This window comes from Nostoc sp. (assembly GCF_036917775.1).
Lineage (GTDB): Bacteria > Cyanobacteriota > Cyanobacteriia > Cyanobacteriales > Nostocaceae > Nostoc.
In genome coordinates, this window is record NZ_JBALEQ010000053.1 from 1 (window position 1) to 19,962 (window position 19,962).

At 43.5% G+C, this 19,962-nt stretch carries 15 protein-coding genes and 1 pseudogene; 7 read left to right on the plus strand and 9 right to left on the minus strand.

Features of this window, described 5'->3' with window-relative positions; genetic code table 11:
* Positions 1-3,805: pseudogene (locus V7K69_RS08325) on the minus strand (tetratricopeptide repeat protein); the annotation flags it as partial.
* Complete coding sequence (locus V7K69_RS08330) at positions 3,806-4,132, minus strand: hypothetical protein (protein ID WP_335033161.1); 327 nt, start codon at positions 4,130-4,132, stop codon at positions 3,806-3,808.
* Between the two features lie 203 nt (positions 4,133-4,335).
* Here V7K69_RS08330 and V7K69_RS08335 point away from each other — a divergent pair, with 203 nt between their 5' ends.
* On the plus strand, positions 4,336-4,920 hold the full coding sequence (locus V7K69_RS08335; protein WP_335033163.1) for an Npun_F5749 family FMN-dependent PPOX-type flavoprotein: 585 nt from the start codon (positions 4,336-4,338) through the stop codon (positions 4,918-4,920).
* Between the two features lie 388 nt (positions 4,921-5,308).
* Here the strand turns inward: V7K69_RS08335 and cysE are convergent, their stop codons facing one another.
* From cysE to V7K69_RS08355, 4 genes are all read right to left on the minus strand, one after another.
* Complete coding sequence (gene cysE, locus V7K69_RS08340; protein ID WP_335033165.1) at positions 5,309-6,073, minus strand: serine O-acetyltransferase; 765 nt, start codon at positions 6,071-6,073, stop codon at positions 5,309-5,311.
* 232 nt (positions 6,074-6,305) lie between these two features.
* A complete protein-coding gene (locus tag V7K69_RS08345; protein ID WP_335033167.1) occupies positions 6,306-6,800 on the minus strand; it encodes a hypothetical protein in 495 nt (164 codons plus the stop codon).
* 383 nt (positions 6,801-7,183) lie between these two features.
* Positions 7,184-7,423, minus strand: a complete 240-nt coding sequence (locus tag V7K69_RS08350) for a hypothetical protein (protein ID WP_335033169.1) — start codon at positions 7,421-7,423, stop codon at positions 7,184-7,186.
* Positions 7,424-7,516: 93 nt separating this feature from the next.
* Positions 7,517-9,175 carry a DUF3352 domain-containing protein gene (locus V7K69_RS08355; protein WP_335033171.1) on the minus strand — a complete coding sequence of 553 codons (1,659 nt, stop codon included), beginning with the start codon at positions 9,173-9,175 and terminating at the stop codon, positions 7,517-7,519.
* Positions 9,176-9,333: 158 nt separating this feature from the next.
* On the opposite strand from V7K69_RS08355, the gene V7K69_RS08360 reads away from it, so the two are divergent.
* The 4 genes from V7K69_RS08360 to psbA all read left to right on the plus strand — a co-directional run bounded on the left by V7K69_RS08360 (position 9,334) and on the right by psbA (position 13,534).
* On the plus strand, positions 9,334-9,666 hold the full coding sequence (locus V7K69_RS08360; protein ID WP_012411996.1) for a rhodanese-like domain-containing protein: 333 nt from the start codon (positions 9,334-9,336) through the stop codon (positions 9,664-9,666).
* Positions 9,667-10,116: 450 nt separating this feature from the next.
* Positions 10,117-11,247 (plus strand): heat-inducible transcriptional repressor HrcA, encoded by a 1,131-nt coding sequence (hrcA, locus tag V7K69_RS08365; protein ID WP_335033174.1) that lies wholly within the window; start codon positions 10,117-10,119, stop codon positions 11,245-11,247.
* 254 nt (positions 11,248-11,501) lie between these two features.
* Positions 11,502-12,179 carry a DUF2834 domain-containing protein gene (locus V7K69_RS08370; protein ID WP_335033176.1) on the plus strand — a complete coding sequence of 226 codons (678 nt, stop codon included), beginning with the start codon at positions 11,502-11,504 and terminating at the stop codon, positions 12,177-12,179.
* A 272-nt stretch (positions 12,180-12,451) separates the two neighbouring features.
* Positions 12,452-13,534 carry a photosystem II q(b) protein gene (gene psbA, locus V7K69_RS08375; protein ID WP_159402515.1) on the plus strand — a complete coding sequence of 361 codons (1,083 nt, stop codon included), beginning with the start codon at positions 12,452-12,454 and terminating at the stop codon, positions 13,532-13,534.
* Positions 13,535-13,623: 89 nt separating this feature from the next.
* Here psbA and V7K69_RS08380 read toward each other — a convergent pair whose 3' ends face one another.
* Positions 13,624-14,304 (minus strand): RibD family protein, encoded by a 681-nt coding sequence (locus V7K69_RS08380; RefSeq protein WP_335033178.1) that lies wholly within the window; start codon positions 14,302-14,304, stop codon positions 13,624-13,626.
* A 184-nt stretch (positions 14,305-14,488) separates the two neighbouring features.
* On the opposite strand from V7K69_RS08380, the gene V7K69_RS08385 reads away from it, so the two are divergent.
* Both V7K69_RS08385 and V7K69_RS08390 read left to right on the plus strand, forming a co-directional pair.
* Positions 14,489-15,868: a DUF2252 domain-containing protein gene (locus V7K69_RS08385; protein ID WP_335033180.1), complete on the plus strand. Its 1,380-nt coding sequence runs from the start codon at positions 14,489-14,491 to the stop codon at positions 15,866-15,868.
* A gap of 119 nt (positions 15,869-15,987) precedes the next feature.
* On the plus strand, positions 15,988-17,169 hold the full coding sequence (locus V7K69_RS08390) for a phosphotransferase (RefSeq protein WP_335033182.1): 1,182 nt from the start codon (positions 15,988-15,990) through the stop codon (positions 17,167-17,169).
* Here the strand turns inward: V7K69_RS08390 and V7K69_RS08395 are convergent, their stop codons facing one another.
* Both V7K69_RS08395 and V7K69_RS08400 read right to left on the minus strand, forming a co-directional pair.
* A complete protein-coding gene (locus V7K69_RS08395) occupies positions 17,170-18,051 on the minus strand; it encodes a succinate--CoA ligase subunit alpha (RefSeq protein ID WP_335033184.1) in 882 nt (293 codons plus the stop codon).
* A gap of 201 nt (positions 18,052-18,252) precedes the next feature.
* Complete coding sequence (locus tag V7K69_RS08400) at positions 18,253-19,479, minus strand: succinate--CoA ligase subunit beta (RefSeq protein ID WP_335033186.1); 1,227 nt, start codon at positions 19,477-19,479, stop codon at positions 18,253-18,255.
* Positions 19,480-19,962 lie beyond the last annotated feature (483 nt).

A 19,962-nucleotide genomic window follows, 5' to 3' on the forward strand; every position in this document is an offset into this window, starting at 1 on the left:
CACCGCTTTGCCTTGGACATCTCCAATGCGTTCAAATATTTCCAAAGACTGATTGAAAAGTGCGATCGCTTCATCCACTTCCCCTTTGTTGGCGTAGATACCCCAGCCATTGCAACGTCACCGCTTTGCCTTGGACATCTCCAATGCGTTCAAATATTTCCAAAGACTGATTGAAAAGTGCGATCGCTTCATCCACTTCCCCTTTGTTGGCGTGGATACGTCCCAGTTCGTGCAACGTCGCCGCTTTGCCTTGGACATCACCAATGCGTTCAAATATTTCCAAAGACTGATTGTAGAGTGCGATCGCTTCATCCACTTCCCCTTTGTTGGCGTAGATATCTGCTAGATTGTGCAACGTCGCCGCTTTACCTTTGACATTACCAATGCGTTCAAATATTTCCAAAGACTGATTGAAAAGTGCGATCGCTTCATCCACTTCCCCTTTGTCGGCGTAGATAGCTGCTAAATTGTGCAATGTCCCTGCTTTGCCTTGGACATTTCCAATGCTTTCATTTATTTCCAAAGACTGATTGTAGAGTGCGATCGCTTCATCCACTTCCCCTTTGTCGGCGTAGATATATCCCAGATTGTGCAACGTCGCCGCTTTACCTCGGACATCACCAATGCGTTCCTTGATTTCCAAAGACTGATTGAAAAGTGTGATCGCTTGATCCACATCCCCTTTGTTAGCGTAGATACGTCCGAGTTGATTCAACGTCGCTGCTTTGTCTTGGACATTTCCAATGCGTTCATTTATCTCCAAAGACTGATTGTAGAGTGCGATCGCTTGATCCACTTCCCCTTGGTCGGCGAAGATAGCTGCTAAATTGTGCAATGTCCCTGCTTTGCCTAGGACATAACCAATGCGTTCATCTATTTCCAAAGACTGATTGTAGAGTGCGATCGCTTGATCCACTTCCCCTTTGTTGGCGTAGATACATCCGAGTTGCTGCAACGTCGCCGCTTTGCCTTGGACATCACCAATGCGTTCACTTATCTCCAAAGACTGATTGTAGAGTGCGATCGCTTGATCCACATCCCCTTTGTTGGCGTAGATACGTCCCAGTTGATGCAACGTTGCCGCTTTGCCTTGGACATCTCCAACGCGTTCTTTTATTGACAAAGACTGATTGAAAAGTGCAATTGCTTGATCCACATCCCCTTTGTTGGCGTAGATACGTCCCAGTTGGTTCAACGTCGCCGCTTTGCCTTGGACATTTCCAATGCGTTGAGTTATTTCTAAAGACTGATTGTAGAGTGCGATCGCTTCATCCACTTCCCCTTTGTCTGCTTTTAGTATCCCTAAATGATGATAAATTGACGCTAATTTTGCTTCGTCTTCTGTGGGACAAAGATTTAAAGCTTGTTCGTAATAGTTTAATGCTTGATCAACTTCACCCATTGTGTGTTCGCAACAAGCAATTTCTCTGAGAACACTATGGTTTTTAGTAATTTCTAAAGTTGATTTGCACAGATGTATTGCTTCCCGAAATCGACTTTGATTCCGCAAGTATATCGCCAATGAACTAGCTATTTTCCCCGCAATGTCTTCATCCTTCCCCAACAACGCCAACCGATGAATTTCTAAAGTTTGTGCTTCCATTGCACCTTTCTTCTCTTCCCACCACAGGCGATACAAAATTTGTGCAGCTTGTTTATACAAGTCTTCACCCTTGGGGTTTTCTGGAAACTCTAGCAACGGTGACAAAATTCGGGGAACACGATACAACCTCTCTGTGTTGTTGGTAAGCGTCACTTCCAACAAACCCAAAATTTCAGCGCGTTGCTTATGACTTTCCCAACTTGAGATATCCTCACAAATCGGGTCAATAGCAGCTAGAGGAACAGGTAACTCATACACCAACAACTTCCCCAGCATAAGACGCAAAGCTGGAGTTTGCTGCTTCAGCAATTCCTGTGCCAAAATATCCTCACGAAATTCCTTTTCCTTATCTGCCATCTTTTGCAGAATCATCTCAACTCCCCTCTCGGCTTCTGGCGACTTCGGGGAATTTTGCAAAATCTTATCTAACCATTCCAACAGCCGAGGATTTCCATCTGCTGCTTGTTTGGCACGTTCGGGCAAATCTGGCTGAAATTGCCAACTGCCATTAAACGAATCCAGACGATTATACTTTTTAATTAAATCTGCCCCAGCCAAAGCCCCCAGAGGTTCGCGGTACAGACGATGATTCAGTTCCGACAATGTGAAATTGTAGCGACAGGTAATAATTACCTTGTGGGGAAGTTGGGAATTTTGCATCGCCTTCAGCAACGCCAGCAGAACATCCACAACTTGTGGTTGCAAGACATAAACCCCATTTCGTAAATCCAAATTCGCCTCAAAGTCATCCAGCACAAAAACAAATCGCTGTTCTTTGGTATTCAGTCCTTCAGTGAAAAACTTGGTGAGGCGCTGCATCAACGGTAACTTGCCATTGAGAATTTCATGCCCCCGTTCCGAGGTACATTGTTCAGCAAGGGTTTTGAGCAGTTTGTCCTCATCCAGTTGCCGAAAGTTCACCAGCCTGTGATAGCCAACCATCCTTTCCAGAAGTCGCGCCGTCACAGTACTCTTACCCACACCCCCCAGTCCGTGAATTAGTACCCCTAATGAAGTGCGAATAGCTTTGAGACAACGTTGCAAATTCCGTCGTCTCCCAACAAACTCAGAGGGTTTCGCCACCCGCACCAGTTGGGTATCGGGATCTAAAAACTGTTGGTATGCAGGTTCCGGCGCTGAGGGTGGCACATCTCCCACCACATCCACCAACGCACCGGGACATTCTCCCTGGACATATAACCGCAACAAATGCCAGTCCCGCACATTCTGTTTAAACAACTGCTGGTAAGTGCTAGCGAGTGCTTCAGCTAATTGATATCCGGCTGCCAATTTGCCGTAGAGGTGCGCGGCGGCGGCTGTAGCTGTCCGATCTTCCACAGGCCGCCCCCAACTTAAAACCGCCCTAGCCCCTTGTGCAATTAGTGCCTCAGCCATTGAAGGGACAGCCCCTTTATCTGGTGCTTGTCCAGTCCGACACCCAGATAAAAACACCAATTTGGGAAAGCGAAACCGGAAGACTTCGGCCAGTTCTGCGGCTGTGGTTTCGTGGCGTTCCCCGATTTCCGTCTCAGTGATAAAGTAAGGCGTGTAAGGTGCTTCAGCTTTAATTGAGGCGTGTCCTGTGAGGTGAAACACATCAAAGCCATTAAAATATTGACTAAAATAGCGACTCCACACCTTACCCAACTCGCTAACGCAACCGCTTTCTTCCACCCGCAAATCTACAGCAAAATCTCGCGTATCAGCCAGAATTATCGCTTCTTCCTGTTCAAACTCTAACTTTGGTTCCACATCTTCCGGATCGGTTGCCATAAACAATACTCGCAATTGTCGTGCTTCCACAGAAAACGGTTCCGTTTCTTTCTCAATCCAGCGCAGAGGTAACACCACTGGATTCACCCGCTTCACCAAAAAATCCGCACCATCATGCAGCACTTCCCAAGGTAGATGTGCCAGTTGTTTCCCAGTATCAATGGCAATTACCAACCCCTCACCGCGACAGTTAGCAATTCCCCGACTCAACCAGCGTCCATCCCCATCCAACCAAAAAAATAACTGCTTCCCCATTCCTGGTAAATTGGGCAGCAGTTTATAATAATCTCGTTCACCTTGCTTGAGGAAATCAGCGATTTCTGCTAATTTCAAACAACGTGATTCATAGTGCTTTATTTGAGGTAGCCAATACCTGAGTTCAACTGTTTCCTGCGTACTTTCCCGAAGTTGAATGCGGATAGTTTGCACTTATTTGCTGATAGATTTGAGGATTTCCGTGATTTCCTCTATAGTAGCGTCTTCGAGTAAAATCCTGTTTCCAGTCTCAGGGTCAAGAATTACCACATCAAATTGCTTCCCTGGATGGGATTTATGCCATTCTTGATACCATTTGCGAATTTGTTCAGCTAAAGCCGCAACACCACCCACAATGGTAATAATAGTAGCGATCGCAGCTAATGTTCCCTCCCTTTGCGTCGGAACTTCATAGCTTCCCGATATTCCAGGAATTTCTAGCAAAGCCTCGGCTGCTGCTGGTGCGCCTTCCCCTTCAATTCCAACTTGAATTCCCGCCATAGCTCATCTACGAATTTATACAACATACTATATATTCTGCGTTGAAATAAGGATAATACTCACCCAAAGACACAGAGACAGCAAAATTATTTACTTAGTGTTGTACCAATTGTCTAAAATAAGACAACAGACCCAAACCTGGAAACCCAGATTTAATCTGACTTTGTTCATTTTTAACTTTTAATTTTTAATTTTTAATTGATATGTCTCTTGCTCCTTGGCGAGGTGCGATCGCTCATGCACTCCATCGCAACCGCAGCCTTGTTTATGCCCGTTACCTGCAACTAGCAACAGTCCAACCCAATGGTCGCCCCGCCAATCGTACCCTAGTCTTTCGCGGCTTCCTGGAAGATACAAACCAGCTAAGATTTATCACTGATACTCGTAGCGCCAAAGCCGACCAGATACAGCAACAACCTTGGGCAGAAATTTGTTGGTACTTCCCCAATACACGAGAACAATTCCGTATGGCTGGCGATTTGACCTTAATCAGCAGTGATGATTCTCATCAAGATTTACAGCCAGCCCGGATCGCAATGTGGCAAGAATTAAGTGATGCGGCGCGTTTACAGTTTGGTTGGCCGCATCCTGGTAAACCCAGAATCAAAGAAGCAGGAGCCTTTGAGCCATCACCACCCGATCCTATTGAGCCACTCCCTAATTTTTGTCTCCTGCTACTCGATCCGGTGCAAGTAGACCATTTAGAATTACGCGGCGAACCACAAAATCGATGGCTTTACCACCTTAATCACCAGCAAGAGTGGTCTAGCGAAGCAATTAATCCGTGATTTTGTAAAGAGTCAAAAGATTCACCCTACCCCTTCCAAGGTGCGTAAAAATTTTGCAAAATAGATTCCTCTTTAAGCTCTATACTCTGTGTCCTCTGCATCTCAGTGGTTAGAAAAAATACTTTTAAACCACAGAGGCACAGAGATCGCTGAGAAAAAATAAGAGATTTTACGAGTCACCTTGAAAGGGCTAAAGATTGACCCTTAACCGAATGGCACTAATAGAAAAGCTGAAACCTCCTTGCTGGCAGGGTGTGGGAGGTGTGGGAGGACGGGGAAGAAGTCTTACCCCCCACACTCCCCACACTCCCCACACTCAAAAAGCAAGTTATATCAGGGCTTTGCGATTAACAAGCGTGCCATTCTACCCTTAACCCTTGACTTTTAACTAAATGCCAGCACCATCTAAAAATTGCTGGATGGTCTTATCTTTGAGGTTGCACCAGCGAGTATCGTGGGTTGGCTCATCCTCTTTGGTGGCTAAACAACCCACTAAAACAGGAGTTTTTTCTGAAGAATTGGTGCGCCCAAGAGTTTGTATTTGTTCTTCCAACGCCTCAATCCGGTCTACTAAAGCGCGAATTACTTGAGCTTCTGAATCTGGTAAGTTATTGTGTTCAAGAGGTGAAACCCGAACTCCAGAACGATACATGATGCGCCCAGGCACTCCTACCACAGTACAGTCTGAAGGTACATCCCTTAGAACAACAGACCCAGCGCCAATACGAACATTATTACCAATTTGGATATTGCCCAGTACCTTTGCTCCAGCCCCGACTACGACGTTTTCACCTACAGTTGGATGACGCTTACCACATTCTTTACCAGTACCTCCAAGGGTGACACCTTGATAAATTAGGGCATAGTCTCCCACGATCGCAGTTTCACCAATTACTACACCCATGCCGTGGTCAATAAACACACTTTGCCCAATTGTTGCCCCAGGGTGGATTTCAATTCCAGTCAAAAACCGAGCCAAGTGAGAAATCAGGCGAGGAATAAAAGGAAAACCAAGAGCATACAGCCAGTGAGCCAGCCTATGGAATAGCAGGGCTTGCAAACCAGGGTAACAAAATAAAACTTCCAACCAGTTACGGGCAGCTGGGTCACGTTCAAATATGATACGAAAGTCAGCAATCAGTATAGATAGCACGAGATAGCACCCTCGGAAAGCACAACAAGCTACTCTCCCATATTATCGTCTCAGGTGTTGCACATAAAAATTGGGAATTGGGAATTGGGCATTAGCCTGGATTTCTCACTTGTGAGAAATCCAAGGGGTGTGGGAGGTGTGGGAGGATGGGGAAGAAGTCTTACCCCCCACACTCCCCACACTCCTCTGCCCCCTGCTTCCCTACCCCCTGCTCCCTTGCTTCTTCCCCACTTCACTGCTGCTCTACTGCCAGAGTATAATCACGCTTGACCCCAGAATTAAATGTACCTACCCAAATCCGATAAATACCTTTTTTCCAGTTGCGATCGCTAACGCTAGCATCTTTTCTTTTGCCAGTATCATCGCCGCAGCGAATCGTATTTTGATCTGGGCCTTGAATGAGTAAAGTCGTGTCGGTATTGTTGCTATCGACTTTGATTGTTAGCTGGGAAAAGTCATTTTCCAAAACCATAATGTGATCTGGATTAGGATCGGCAAAACCAATACAGGCTTTTTGGTCGCGATCGCGGTTACTTATGGCAGACAATGAGTAAGAACCACCTGTAAACCCCTGCACTGTTCCTTGTGCTGGATTAGAGTTTGTTGACACGGTAAAAGTACCAAAATTCGCTGCTGTCTCTGCTATTACAGGTGTAGCTGTGATGGTGGCAAGTATAGCCAACAACCAGCCGACGCTAAACTCAAGTCGGGGGCGACAAAATTTCATAGTAGCCCTCCAACAGGCTGTTAAGTTAGTAATGATATATACATATTCTAATGAAAAAATTCCAGTGAAATTTCCGTTGGTTGTGCCACATTAAAATGTGCCACAATAAAGGGTTTTTAAAGCAAACAGCTAATTGCTAGGCTATTTCTTGATCTAAAGTTTATGATTGCTATGAGCATTTTTGCTATGCGCTTCCCAGCATGAAATACATAAAGTAATTTGATTGTCTCCTAGACGTTTCATATCTTCAGGTGAAAATGACATATTACACTGTTCATCATATTCATAATATATCCACACGGATACAGCGCTTCCGGCTATTATGCAATATAGTTTTCTCCTTGCCCCTTTCCTATAATCGCTTTCAGCTTTTAGGATGTACCTCATAGCTGCCGGAAGTGCTGTATATCATTTTTGTGAACTCCAACCATAGAAAGCTTCTGATATTTGCCTTCTATAATCTTGAAAAATCTATCTACAAAATTTACTGGAGGGTCTAAAGCTTCTTCAATAAGTATTTGCTCCCAATAATTATTGGAATTGGTATCAACACCCAAAATATCACTGACTATTTTTATTTTGTCTTTTCCACAATCAACTCTTAAAATATACGTGTATTTCATGGTATCACTTCTAGTTTTATTTTTAATTTATGATAAAAGAATGCAGAAGGTAAAATAGTTTTTACCTTCTGCACTTGAGCTTTTATGAAAATTTCATGAATTCTTGAGTTGGAAGAAAACGCCGCCTTTGAGCGATCGCGTGTCAGTTCCATAACTGCTGACTGTGAGCGATCGCAAATTATCAAAAAACGGTTTCCCTAAAACTTCCGCTAGCTTGAGAATCGGTACTTGACGCTCTAACAAATTCTGGCTTTTTGTCCAGTCAAGATATATATAGCCTTGGTTTGGTAAGGGAATTGCAGCAATACTATCTTGGAAATTAGGATTGTCAATTAAGGAATTATTCTTAGTTGTGATAATTTCATTTATCGTTTCTAAGTCAGAAGTGAAAATTTCATAATTTCCTAAAGTTGTATGCAATCCTCGCACTTTTGTTTCAATACTGAAAGATGCTCCTTCTTTAGCATCACCTTTTTTAGCCGCCGTAGTTAACTCTGTCCAAGCGGAGACTTTTTGCTTATCTATAGTCAGGGCATTAATGCTGAGTCCATTGGATGATGCGATCGCATCCAAACGAGCAATACCTTGTTCTACACTCTCGGATTTTTCCACCACAAAAATCCAATGAGGGGTTGTTTGCTCTTTCTCAGGTAACAATGCGATCGCATATTCTCCCTGTACCCAACTGAAAATATCTTCTGGTAAGTTTATTCCCCAGCGTTTTTGAACATCTACTAAAGGTTTGGCTAACCGAGAAACCACATCTTCCCCAGAACCATATATAGTAGCTGTTGCTTGTCTCCAGAGTTTGGCTAAATCGCTCTCAGCCAAGTTACTCAAATTTGAGCCAGAAATTGCCAAACCTGCCGACGCTGGAACATACTGCAATGCTTCCACAGGTTTAGATAGGGGTGCAGATGGAGTGAGAATTTCTGATGAAGTCAAAAATGTAGTTTCTGCTAGCAATCCTTTGGGATTCAACGCCAGAGAAATAATTTCACTGTTATAAAGTTGTTCTGACAATTCTAAGCCTTGCCATTTTGCTACAACGGGAAGATTTAAGAACGCTACAGCTAAACCCCCTTTGGGCAGTTCTTTGGTAGCTTTTTGGTATTCGGGGGAGCTAGTCAAATTCAGATCGGGCGCTTGGACGTTATTGATCGCGTCCTTCAAGACTTTCGGATCGTTGGCAAACAACACAAAGCCTTCACCAACAACCGCACCTGCAAGTAAATCCTTCTCTGGTTGAGAATTATCAGAAATCAGCTTTACGCCTTTATATTCTTCAACAGCTAAGGTTGCGCCAGATAACGCCCGTTTGGAAAATAACAACTCTAAAAACTCGCGGCTTTTCTCAGGTTGCTTGGTTGCTAGTGCTAACAGATACCCTGGCTGCTGTCCGTTTTCTAAGTCCCGATCAATATCTAAGGTGGTGATAGCTAATGTAATTTCATTCCCTAACCAGGGTTGAACGTCTTGTTTATAATCTATGCCACTTTTGGCTAATAAACTGGTTTTGAGTTTAGATAGTTCCTCTTCACGTTCCAACGCCTGCAACCGATCGGGATTTGTCAGCAGTGAAACCATTGCTGGCGAAAGTTTTGATACGAATATGGCTGCACCAGGCTCAGAGGTAGAAGCAATGAGGTTAGCCGGATTTTTGGCGAAAAACCAGTAAAGCCCAGCGATCGCAATTAGCAATGCGATCGCACCTGCTACGATAAAACCAATAAATGAACGTTGCCTATTCACATTAAACCTTTAAAAAAAGACGGTTTACAGCCATTTAAGCAGAAAGCCTAACAGAATTTATCAGCCTTCTTGAGAATCGATACTCATGCAAAGGCAGAGATTTTCTGTCACCATAAATAAGATTAGGACTGTTTATAGGGAATTCTTTTAGTCAACCCATGAACCAGATTAGTGTAGAAGAACTGGCACAACGTCTTTCCTCTGGTGATGGAAGTATACAGCTAGTGGATGTCCGAGAACCAGAAGAATTGGCTATCGCTAACATTGAGGGCTTTGTCAACCTACCCTTGAGTCAATTTGCCGAATGGGGACATGAAATACCTACCCTCTTCAATCCTCAAGCTGAAACCCTTGTGCTATGCCACCACGGTATTCGCTCTGCCCAGATGTGTCAGTGGTTAATTGCTCAAGGTTTTACAAATGTGCAAAATATTTCGGGTGGTATTGATGCTTACTCCATCTTAGTAGACCATTCAATTCCCCAATATTAGCTTTTGTTTAGGTGCATTACTCAGATGGAACTTAATTCCATCTGGCTTTTGCTATTGTGAAAATAGCACTAAATTAGTTTAGGGACTCGTCAGAAAAGTTTGTAACTTTCTCCACTGGCTACACAACTTACGCAACTTTTTGACCCTAATCTTAGCTGCAATAGCCGCAAAAATACGTATACAACAATACTTTTATAAGTGTAGAATTATGCAAAAATAAGGCAGAAAAGAATGTTGTAAATTCAAACTCTTAGCTTTTGATGCAAAGCCTAGATTCTATTGAGAGCGCACTTTTCAAGAATGGTCTACACGAACCTTAAAATTAATTATCACAATATAATTCTATAATTTGTTATCTTAATAAATTATTAATATTTCTTGTTTAAATCAAACAAATCCAGAAATTTCTCCAGACTTTGATTAAAATTTGCCTCTAGCAAAACATATCCTATGGAAGTCCAGTTAACAAATCGGCAACAGCATATACTTTGGGCAACGGTACGTCACTACATTGCTACGGCAGAGCCTGTTGGTTCAAAGGCTTTGGGCGAAGAGTACGACCTGGGTGTAAGTTCAGCCACAATTCGTAATGTGATGGGCGTTTTAGAAAAATCTGGATTACTCTACCAACCACACGCTTCTGCTGGACGTGTACCTTCAGATTCAGGCTATCGCATTTATGTTGACCAGCTAATTACACCTTCTCTGCGTTCGCGTAGCGTGTCGCAGACAGACGCTACGCGGACAGAAACTTTAGGGCGAGAAATAGAGATGGCATTACAAAAGCATCTCCAGTGGGAAGATCGGAGTTTAGAAAGCCTACTGCAAGGAGCCGCGCAAATTTTAGCAACCTTGAGTGGTTGCATTAGCTTGATAACTATGCCGCAAACTACAACAGCACTATTGCGACATCTGCAATTAGTACAAATTGAAGCTGGGCGGATCATGTTAATTGTTGTTACCGATGGTTATGAGACACATTCCAAGTTAATGGATTTGTCGCCAATACCAGAAGAGACACAACGAGATTCAGAGGTAGTCGATCGCGAGTTGCAGATTGTTTCTAACTTTTTGAATACCCACTTGCGGGGGCGAAGTCTGTTGGAATTAGCCAACCTCGACTGGAGCGAACTAGATCAGGAATTCCAACGCTACGGTGAATTCTTGAAAAATTCAGTTGCCGAATTGACTCGTCGCACTCTTGCGCCGACTGCTACACAAATTATGGTTCGGGGTGTGTCAGAAGTTTTGCGCCAGCCAGAATTTTCCCAGTTACAGCAGGTACAAACGATTATCCACCTGCTGGAAGAAGAACAAGACCAACTATGGCGATTAATATTTGAGGAACCAGAACCGGAGGATACTGGTAAGTCAAGGGTAACGGTTCGCATTGGCGCAGAAAATCCCTTAGAACCGATACGCACCTGCACTTTGATTTCTTCGAACTATCGCCGAGGTTCCATACCTGTAGGAAGTGTGGGAGTTTTGGGGCCAACGCGCTTAGATTATGAAAGTGCGATCGCAGTTGTGGCATCTGCTGCTGATTACCTCTCTGAAGCCTTCAGTTATTTCAATTCTTAAGGTAAGTTAACGCGCCTACATATTGCAATATTTTCTGTGTAGACCGTCATTAGTCATTAGTCATTTGTCTTTACCAAGGACAAAGGACAATTGACAAAGGACAACCTCACCAGTCGATGTGCAATCTTATTTGCGTAAAAGCTTAAGGTTTAAGGATAAGCTGCTACGAGTCTAGATGAATGAATAATGCGATCGCAGGTAGATAGCCCAATTTGTAGTGGCAAAATTAATAATTAATCCTACTTAAATATTTCATGGTTAGAAAAATTGCCTTTGGCTTCCTGTGGTTAGGATTCGTTATTTATGCTTTTTTCCTCGCACCTCCTGAGCAACCCGGTACATTCGAGTTGATTAAAAACCTTTCTACTGGACAGTGGCAAGGCGTTAACCCGTTAGTAATAGCACTATTCAACCTCATGGGTATCTGGCCTCTCATCTACAGTGCAGTAGTGTTTATTGATGGCAGAGGACAAAAAATACCTGCTTGGCTATTTGCTACTGCCTCTTTCGGAGTCGGGATCTTTGCATTGTTACCCTACTTAGTTCTTAGAGAACCAAATAATCAGTTTGTTGGTAAAAAGAATATCTTAATCAAGCTGCTAGATTCTCATGTGACTGGGATCGTGTTGACTGTAGCCACAGTTCTTCTAGTTGCCTACGGATTAAAAGGAGGAGATTGGGGCAATTTTGTGCAACAGTGGCAAACAAACCGCTTTATCAATGTAATGAGTTTAGATTTTTCCCTGCTTTGTCTCTTATTTCCTGCTTTGCTAGGGGATGATATGGCGCGTCGCGGTTGGAAAAATCCACAGATATTCTGGTTCATAGCGTTGATACCGCTATTCGGCCCCTTGATTTATTTGTGTGTGCGTCCACCTTTACCAGAAGTGGGCGTAGAGGCAATACCCAGTCAGCAGCCAGCTGCAAATTAAAATTTCTTCTCTTTATTATCAAAGTTCAATCCCAGCAACAAGTGTGAGAATTGGGGGCAACGCACCTAAATGAAAAAAGTGTGTAGGGTAGCCCGTCGTAGATATTGATAGTCTACTTTTTTCACAGAGTTGGGGATTCTGTTGCGGGTGCGAAAACTCCAAGAGAAAGTTTTTTCTGAAAGTACTTTACAAAACGCAATAAACTCTTTAAGATGTGTAACAGGTAGTCAAACCTACCTAATTCATCCGCAAATAATCGCATTTATAAAACAATGACAACAACCTTACAACAGCGCTCAAGCGCTAACGTATGGGATCGATTCTGTGAGTGGATCACCAGCACCAACAACCGCATCTACATCGGTTGGTTCGGCGTAGTCATGATCCCCACCTTGCTAGCAGCTACCGCTTGCTTCGTAATCGCCTTCATCGCCGCTCCTCCAGTAGACATCGATGGTATCCGCGAACCAGTAGCAGGTTCCTTAATCTACGGAAACAACATCATCTCTGGTGCAGTAGTACCTTCCTCAAACGCTATCGGCTTGCACTTCTACCCAATTTGGGAAGCAGCATCTCTTGATGAGTGGTTGTACAACGGTGGTCCTTACCAATTGGTAATTTTCCACTTCCTGATTGGCGTATTCTGCTACTTAGGTCGTGAATGGGAACTATCCTACCGCTTAGGTATGCGTCCTTGGATTGCGATCGCATATTCTGCACCTGTTGCAGCAGCAACCGCAGTATTCTTGGTATACCCCATCGGACAAGGTTCCTTCTCTGACGGTATGCCTTTAGGAATCTCAGGAACATTCAACTTCATGATCGTGTTCCAAGCAGAACACAACATCTTGATGCACCCCTTCCACCAACTAGGTGTAGCTGGTGTATTCGGCGGAAGCTTGTTCTCTGCAATGCACGGTTCACTTGTAACTTCTTCCTTGGTTCGTGAAACAACCGAAACCGAGTCACAAAACTACGGTTACAAATTCGGTCAAGAAGAAGAAACCTACAACATCGTTGCAGCTCACGGCTACTTCGGTCGTCTAATCTTCCAATACGCTTCCTTCAACAACAGCCGTTCACTGCACTTCTTCCTCGCAGCATGGCCTGTAATCGGCATCTGGTTCACCGCCTTGGGTGTAAGCACAATGGCGTTCAACTTGAACGGTTTCAACTTCAACCAATCAATCATTGACTCTGAAGGTCGTGTGATTGCAACTTGGGCGGATGTAATCAACCGCGCTAACCTGGGTATGGAAGTAATGCACGAGCGTAACGCTCACAACTTCCCTCTAGATTTGGCATCTGCTGAATCTGCTCCTGTTGCTCTTAGCGCTCCTGCTATCAACGGTTAATTCTCAACCATTAACTCTATTAGCTAAATAATAAAGCGCTCTCCCACTTCGGGAGGGCGCTTTTTAGTTGTAATTATGACAGCGCATTCTTACTTGATCGTCTGGTAGTGTAAAAACAACTCACTTCCAACTTGCCGAGTTTCGAGGAGTTCCAGATGAGGAGCAGCAGTGGAAATAAAACCCTCTCCCTCCACCGGGGTAGGAGCGTCCTTTCCTCCATAAATGACAGGCCAGATTGTCAACCACCAATCGTCAATTCGCCCAGCTTTTACTAGAGAAGCTGTTAAATAGCCTCCTCCCAAAGCAACGACCTTGTGAATACCCCGCTCTGCCATCAAGCTGTAGGCTCGATTCCAGTCTAGGTCTGTATCTCCTAAATCAATTAATTCAGCCAGTTTTTGCAAACTTGTTGTATCAGAACTGCGCTCCAAACCAGCTCGTGTCGTAAATATCCATCGCTCAATGTCCTCGCTCAAAAAAGGGAAGTCCAGCGATAGGTCAAGGGAACCTGAGACAACGCAGACAATGGGGTGGCGAGACTGACCCCGAGCCTCACGCGCTGCTAACAATTCAGGATTGCGAATTGAAAAAATTGCGTTTTCAGCCCGAATCGTTCCTGCTCCTACCAGGATTAGGTCAGCAAGTGAAACTTCATACTCCACGTGTGCTTGATCGGCTGCATCGGCATTACCACCTGCTTGAGGATCTACGGAGCTAATCTTTCCATCGACCGTCATGGCAAGAACTACAGTTGTTTGGATAGCTGACATGATTACGTTCTGACAGTTCTTTATAATTTTATCTTTTTGAATTCTTTGCCATAAATAGTTATTGCATTGTGCCTTAAATCACTTTTCAAGCGATGACTTAAGGTGGTAAAAGAATTGTTGTTGGATGATTGCCTCTAAGCAAGAGTCTAGCGAGAGTCATTTTTTTTACCCCTAAGAGACTGTCATGCTCAAACGCAAACACATATCTGCAATTGTAGTTGTCTTAATTTTAACTTTGGGGTTTATATCACTCGTTCAAGCTGCAACTCCCCGTTCAACTTGGGTAGAGAATGAAATTTACCAATACAACCATCCCTTTGCTTCTCAATTGCCTCAAGAATTGGCAACGAAGATGCAAAAGATGACAGCTAGCCCCTTCGCCTTTTATCGGGGAACAGCTCACATTTTTTATCGTGATATGCAGACCTTACCAAGCTCAAATTTTGTAAATTCTTCAACCTCAGCTATCTGGTTAGAGGGAGATATGCATCTGCAAAATCTTGGGGGGATGAGAGATAGCAATGACAATAACGTTTTTGACACCACTGATTTTGATGAAGGCTATCTTGGCCCCTACGTTTGGGACTTGCGACGGATGGCAGTCTCGATTCTGTTGGCAGCTAAAGAGAACGGTCTTAGCTCAAGTGACGCTCAAGATATTGTGCGGAATTTCTTAGATGCTTATCTCAATAAGATGAGCGACTTTAAGGGAACCAATGATGAACTATCATATCGTTTAGAATCCAGCAATACGAACGGTGTGGTCAAAGATTTGATTCAAAGTGCATCAGATAAGAGCCGTTCTAGCTTGCTAACGAAATACACTCAGTTAAATACTAGTAACAATCGAGTCTTTCAGACAACTTCAGAACTTCAGCCTGTATCCAGCAGCACCTATTCAGACATTGCTGGAGCTATGAGTAGCTACATCGCCTCAATTTCTAGCAGTAAGCGCTATAACAATAGTTACTACACCCTCAAGGATATTCGCCTCAAATTAGGTTCCGGCACTGGTAGTCTTGGCAAGTACCGCTATTACTTGCTGATTGAGGGCCCAAGTTCAGCAACAGACGACGATCGCATTTTGGAGATGAAACAGGAAGGCAGTAGCGCAGTTGCGATCGCAGTTCCAGGTCTGCTACCAACTTCAGTTTACGGAAATAACCAAGGGGCGCGGGTGACAATCGCCACGAAAGCGATGCTCTCCAATACCGATCCATTGGTTGGCTACACTACGGTTAATAGCATTCCCTTTATGCTGCATGAAAAATCACCCTACCAAGTGGACTTTGACTATACTTTACTAACCACTAAGTCAAAATTCATGGATGCGATGGGATATGCAGGGAAAGTAGTTGCTAAGAACCATGCAATCTCTGATAAAGACTACGATGCTGCGATCGTTTCTGTAAGTGTTGACAAAGAAGTTACTGATGTTATTGGTAGTAACAAGGCTGTATTCAAAAACGAAATTGTTAACTTTGCACTGGACTATGCAACTCAAGTCGAGTACGACTACACGAGTTTTGTCAATGCTTATAACCAAGGGGTGACACTTTACTAGAACGCTAATTCAGTATTCAAAGATTGTCTTCATAAATAAGACAAGGGAGAAATTTGTTTAACAATTCTCCCTTGTCCTATCTACAGTCAGACGTTGAAATTTTAGAAAGCATTGATCCAATGAATTCACCTTCCGCGCATCCGCTAATTGATGAGGTGACATTAACAACCGTTGTCCGTCGTATACTCGACAGTAAAACTGCCACTCTGGGCGAATGGCACTCCGAAGCGATCGCTCACCATATTATTAATAACGTTACAGCCGGTTTGCAGCGCATTACTGGTATTGCTAACAATGGCAGCAAACAATTATCTTGGTCGGTAATTCTGAAGATTTTGCACTTACAACCAAAGACTGCTGGCTCTATTTTCAATTCTTCTCAAGACCCCACACACTGGAATTACTGGCAGCGCGAGGCGTTGATATATACATCAGGAATCCTCAACAATTTGACTGACGACTTAGTAGCCCCCCGTTGTTTCGCGGTTACAGAACTGTCTCCTAATGTCGTCTGGCTGTGGCTGGAAGATATTCAGGGCAGTCCTGGTACTACTTGGACTATGGAGCGCTTTGGTGTAGCGGCCCGTCACCTTGGCTATTTACAAGGAAGCTATGCAATGGCGCAATCATTGCCTTCTGAGCCTTGGTTAAGTCGTGATTGGCATCGAGCATGGGTATCTAATATCGATAGTACTGCTTTAGAAGCATTGCGAGAACCTACTGTATGGCAGCACCCACTACTAAAACAGATATTTTCCCCAGATATCGGCGATCGCGTCATGGACTTGTGGAGCGATCGCCACATCCTTCTCGATGCTGTGGACAAAGCACCCCATATACTCTGCCACTTTGATATTACGCCTAACAACTTGTTTTCTCGACGTAACACAGGTGGCAATGACCAGACTGTTCTCATCGATTGGTCTTTTGTTGGCTATGGTGTCTTGGGAGAAGACATCATAAATTTGGTGCTGGACAGCGTTTTCTTATTGTTCGTCGATGGCTCATTACTGATACCCCTGGAAAAACTTGTGCTTGATGGTTATTTAACGGGGTTACGTTCTGCTGGGTGGAATGGGGATGAGCGTGTTGTGCGCTTTACTTATGCTGCTTTAGCGGCACTTCATTTTGGTCTAATCGCCGGGAGGTTGTTAAAGCTAGTGCAAAACGAATCTCGTCACAACTGCCTAGAGCAAAGCTTTGGGCGAACTTTTGACGAGATTATTAGGTCGAGAGCGATCGCTATTAATCATGGATTAAAACTGGCAGACGAAGCCAGATTATTGCTTCGCTTTTTGTAATTAATTAATTTCCTTTCTCAATAATTCTGGAATCTGAGAAGGGCGTTCAGCTACTGGAACTTCTGCTTCTTTTAAAGCAGCTAATTTACTTTGGGCTGTCCCAAAGTTAGGATCGCGTCCGATAACCGTTGCTAAAGTCCCAGTTTGCCGCCAACTTTTTCCTGGTGGCGCTTGTCTACCTGCAATGTAGGCAATTACTGGTTTATCAATTGCTTCAGCAATATACCGAGCTGCTGCTTCTTCACTACCACCACCTGGTTGACCGACTAAAACGATCGCCTCTGTAGTTTCATCCTCATCCAGAATTTGCAACCATTGGAGAAAGGAGGAACCAACGATCGCATCACTACCAATACTGACACTAATCGACTGTCCCAAACCTGCTTTTGTTAATTCGTAAGCGACTTCGTAGGTGAGAGTGCTACTACGACTAACGATTCCCACTGCCCCAGGAGTATAAAACTCACTAGGTTGAGTGCCTAAAAGAATTTTTCCCGGCACAATGATCCCCGGACTGTTAGGCCCGATTACCAAAGTTTCACAGGCTTCGGCTTTGCGGAGTAATTGCACCATATCCAAAGGTGGCACGCCAGCAGTGATAATAATGATCTGGCTAATATGAGATGCGATCGCTTCTAATGCAGCATCTAGAACGTCGTAAGGATCTACACAGATAATTGTTGTGTCAATTACCCCAAATTTTTCTATTACCTCCTCTACTAAGTCAAATACTGGCAGTCCATGCAGTTCCTGTCCACCACATCCCGGATTGACACCTGCTACCAAATTCGTACCATAAGCTTGCATTTGAGCAACATGAGTGCCTGATATAAATTCACAAAAGCCTTGAATTAGTACTTTACTTTCTGGCGTTAGGTTCATAAAAAATTACCGTAAGTTTGACAACTCAGTGAGTTAAGCCACTAGGGGAGGGGTGGGGGCAGGGGAGCAGAGGGCAGGGGAAGCAGGGGGAGACAAGGGGGACAAGGAAAATGAAAATAACAATTCCCAATTCCCAATGCCTAACAATATATTTACGTGGTAAAAATTAATAATTTTTGATTTGGAACAAAATTACAGTCACTACTTTTTATTAGCAGTTGGTTTAGCAAGACGGACTGCTGCCGCTACTGCCTCATCTAAATTTTCTACCACAAGTAGGGCATCACTGTGGGTTTTTAGTGTTGCTAGATATTTTCTAGCAGCATTAAATTCAGAACCAGCAAGACGGATAACTAAGGGTGTAAAATTCTGTACTTGACGACTTTTACTACCATTAGAACGTACAACTTGCGATTCAATTTCGCTGTTGTCTTGCTCTACAACTCTGGCTATAACTTCAACCACTTCCTCAGTTTGAGGAATGCTACCCAGAAAGTTTATTAGTATTACTTGAATGCTTTTGTCAGCTTCCAGAATTTTCAGACCTGTCTCTAGGCGATCGCGGAAGGTAGTTGGTGTCGTATCTGTGAGGAAAGCATGACGTAGATTTAAACAAACACCTGGATTGCCACCAGCATTGGCGACTAAATCTAAAGTTGCCATTACTGAACCAGTACCATTACCTAAAATACCGATTTTACCGTGCATTTTTACGCCATCCCAGTCACCTAAAATGCCATTAATTTCAGTACTGGTATGACGACTGATAATTTTTGCTGCCATCTCTGCCAGGTCTGGATGACGCTTAATTGCCCGTTCGTTAATTCTGACTTTACCATTAAGAGCCATAACTTGACCATTAGCACTGACTGCTAAAGGATTTATTTCGACTAAATCCAGGTCTTTTTGCACAAATAAGTGGTACATCTTCTCCAAAACGCTGCTTACCGACTGCATCAGCGTCCCTTGTAGACCCATTTTCAAAGCTAGTCTTCGGGCATAAAATGGTGAAAATTCCTGTTCCACAACAACATGGTGCATTTTTTCCCCAGCAGATTCCCAATCGATATCTGCTTCTTTACAACCTAAAAGTACTGGTCGGCAGACAGCAGTATCTAAAACTACCGCTAGATAAAATTCCTGGTTCGCGTCGTATTGGGATTCTGCCAGCACCACTTCTGGCAATTCGCCCCATATTGGTAGATTAAAAATATTTTGAGCAGCTGCGATCGCATCAATTGTCGTTTCGGCAAACCTGACTCCACCCGCTTTTGCCCGCTCTGCTCCATGTACTTGAGATTTCAGTACAATCGGAAAGCGAATTTTTAAACGTTTCAAATCTGTAGGATGGTCAATCCGTTGGGAGGGCAAGACCGGAATGCCTATCTTCCCAAACCATTCTTTAACTTGATACTCTAATAAATCCATTGATACACCTTGTATTGACACTTTCCAAGCTTTTAGTGAGTGCTGTTTTAATATTTTGCAGCACTTTTATTTAAAAATTAAGCTTTTGGCAGCTATAAAAATTTCTTTTTTACGTATCAATTTTATCGAACCGAGCATAAGAGGCATATTAATTTTGATAGCTAACCTGTTTGTGCTAGAGCCACAAAACCTAATTAATTTCCTCAGTAAGTTTCCCAGCATAGAAGATAACTACCATTTCTGTCAAAACCCTCTGGACTAGAACTGTTTCCTTAACCTTTGGATAAAATTTTTACTCCTGCTCTGCAACCAAAATTTTACAGAGTAGTAGCTACTTTAAATTTAACTGTCACAAAATAATGCAGTGAAAATACTCAAAAATCCTATTATTCCCATTTTTTATTTGTAATTTATATCTGAAGACAGATTATTTAATTTTGCATCTAGTAGCGTGAAAATGTAGCGCTGCAAACAATAATTGCT

Bases quoted from the DNA above. Each gene is read 5' to 3' on its own strand.
- V7K69_RS08385 (WP_335033180.1), top strand. From the start codon at position 14,489: ATGCTCAAACGCAAACACATATCTGCAATTGTAGTTGTCTTAATTTTA.
- V7K69_RS08350 (WP_335033169.1), bottom strand. From the start codon at position 7,423: ATGAAATACACGTATATTTTAAGAGTTGATTGTGGAAAAGACAAAATA.
- V7K69_RS08400 (WP_335033186.1), bottom strand. From the start codon at position 19,479: ATGGATTTATTAGAGTATCAAGTTAAAGAATGGTTTGGGAAGATAGGC.
- V7K69_RS08380 (WP_335033178.1), bottom strand. From the start codon at position 14,304: ATGTCAGCTATCCAAACAACTGTAGTTCTTGCCATGACGGTCGATGGA.
- V7K69_RS08345 (WP_335033167.1), bottom strand. From the start codon at position 6,800: ATGAAATTTTGTCGCCCCCGACTTGAGTTTAGCGTCGGCTGGTTGTTG.
- V7K69_RS08390 (WP_335033182.1), top strand. From the start codon at position 15,988: ATGAATTCACCTTCCGCGCATCCGCTAATTGATGAGGTGACATTAACA.
- V7K69_RS08330 (WP_335033161.1), bottom strand. From the start codon at position 4,132: ATGGCGGGAATTCAAGTTGGAATTGAAGGGGAAGGCGCACCAGCAGCA.
- V7K69_RS08335 (WP_335033163.1), top strand. From the start codon at position 4,336: ATGTCTCTTGCTCCTTGGCGAGGTGCGATCGCTCATGCACTCCATCGC.
- hrcA (WP_335033174.1), top strand. From the start codon at position 10,117: ATGGAAGTCCAGTTAACAAATCGGCAACAGCATATACTTTGGGCAACG.
- V7K69_RS08370 (WP_335033176.1), top strand. From the start codon at position 11,502: ATGGTTAGAAAAATTGCCTTTGGCTTCCTGTGGTTAGGATTCGTTATT.
- V7K69_RS08395 (WP_335033184.1), bottom strand. From the start codon at position 18,051: ATGAACCTAACGCCAGAAAGTAAAGTACTAATTCAAGGCTTTTGTGAA.
- psbA (WP_159402515.1), top strand. From the start codon at position 12,452: ATGACAACAACCTTACAACAGCGCTCAAGCGCTAACGTATGGGATCGA.
- V7K69_RS08360 (WP_012411996.1), top strand. From the start codon at position 9,334: ATGAACCAGATTAGTGTAGAAGAACTGGCACAACGTCTTTCCTCTGGT.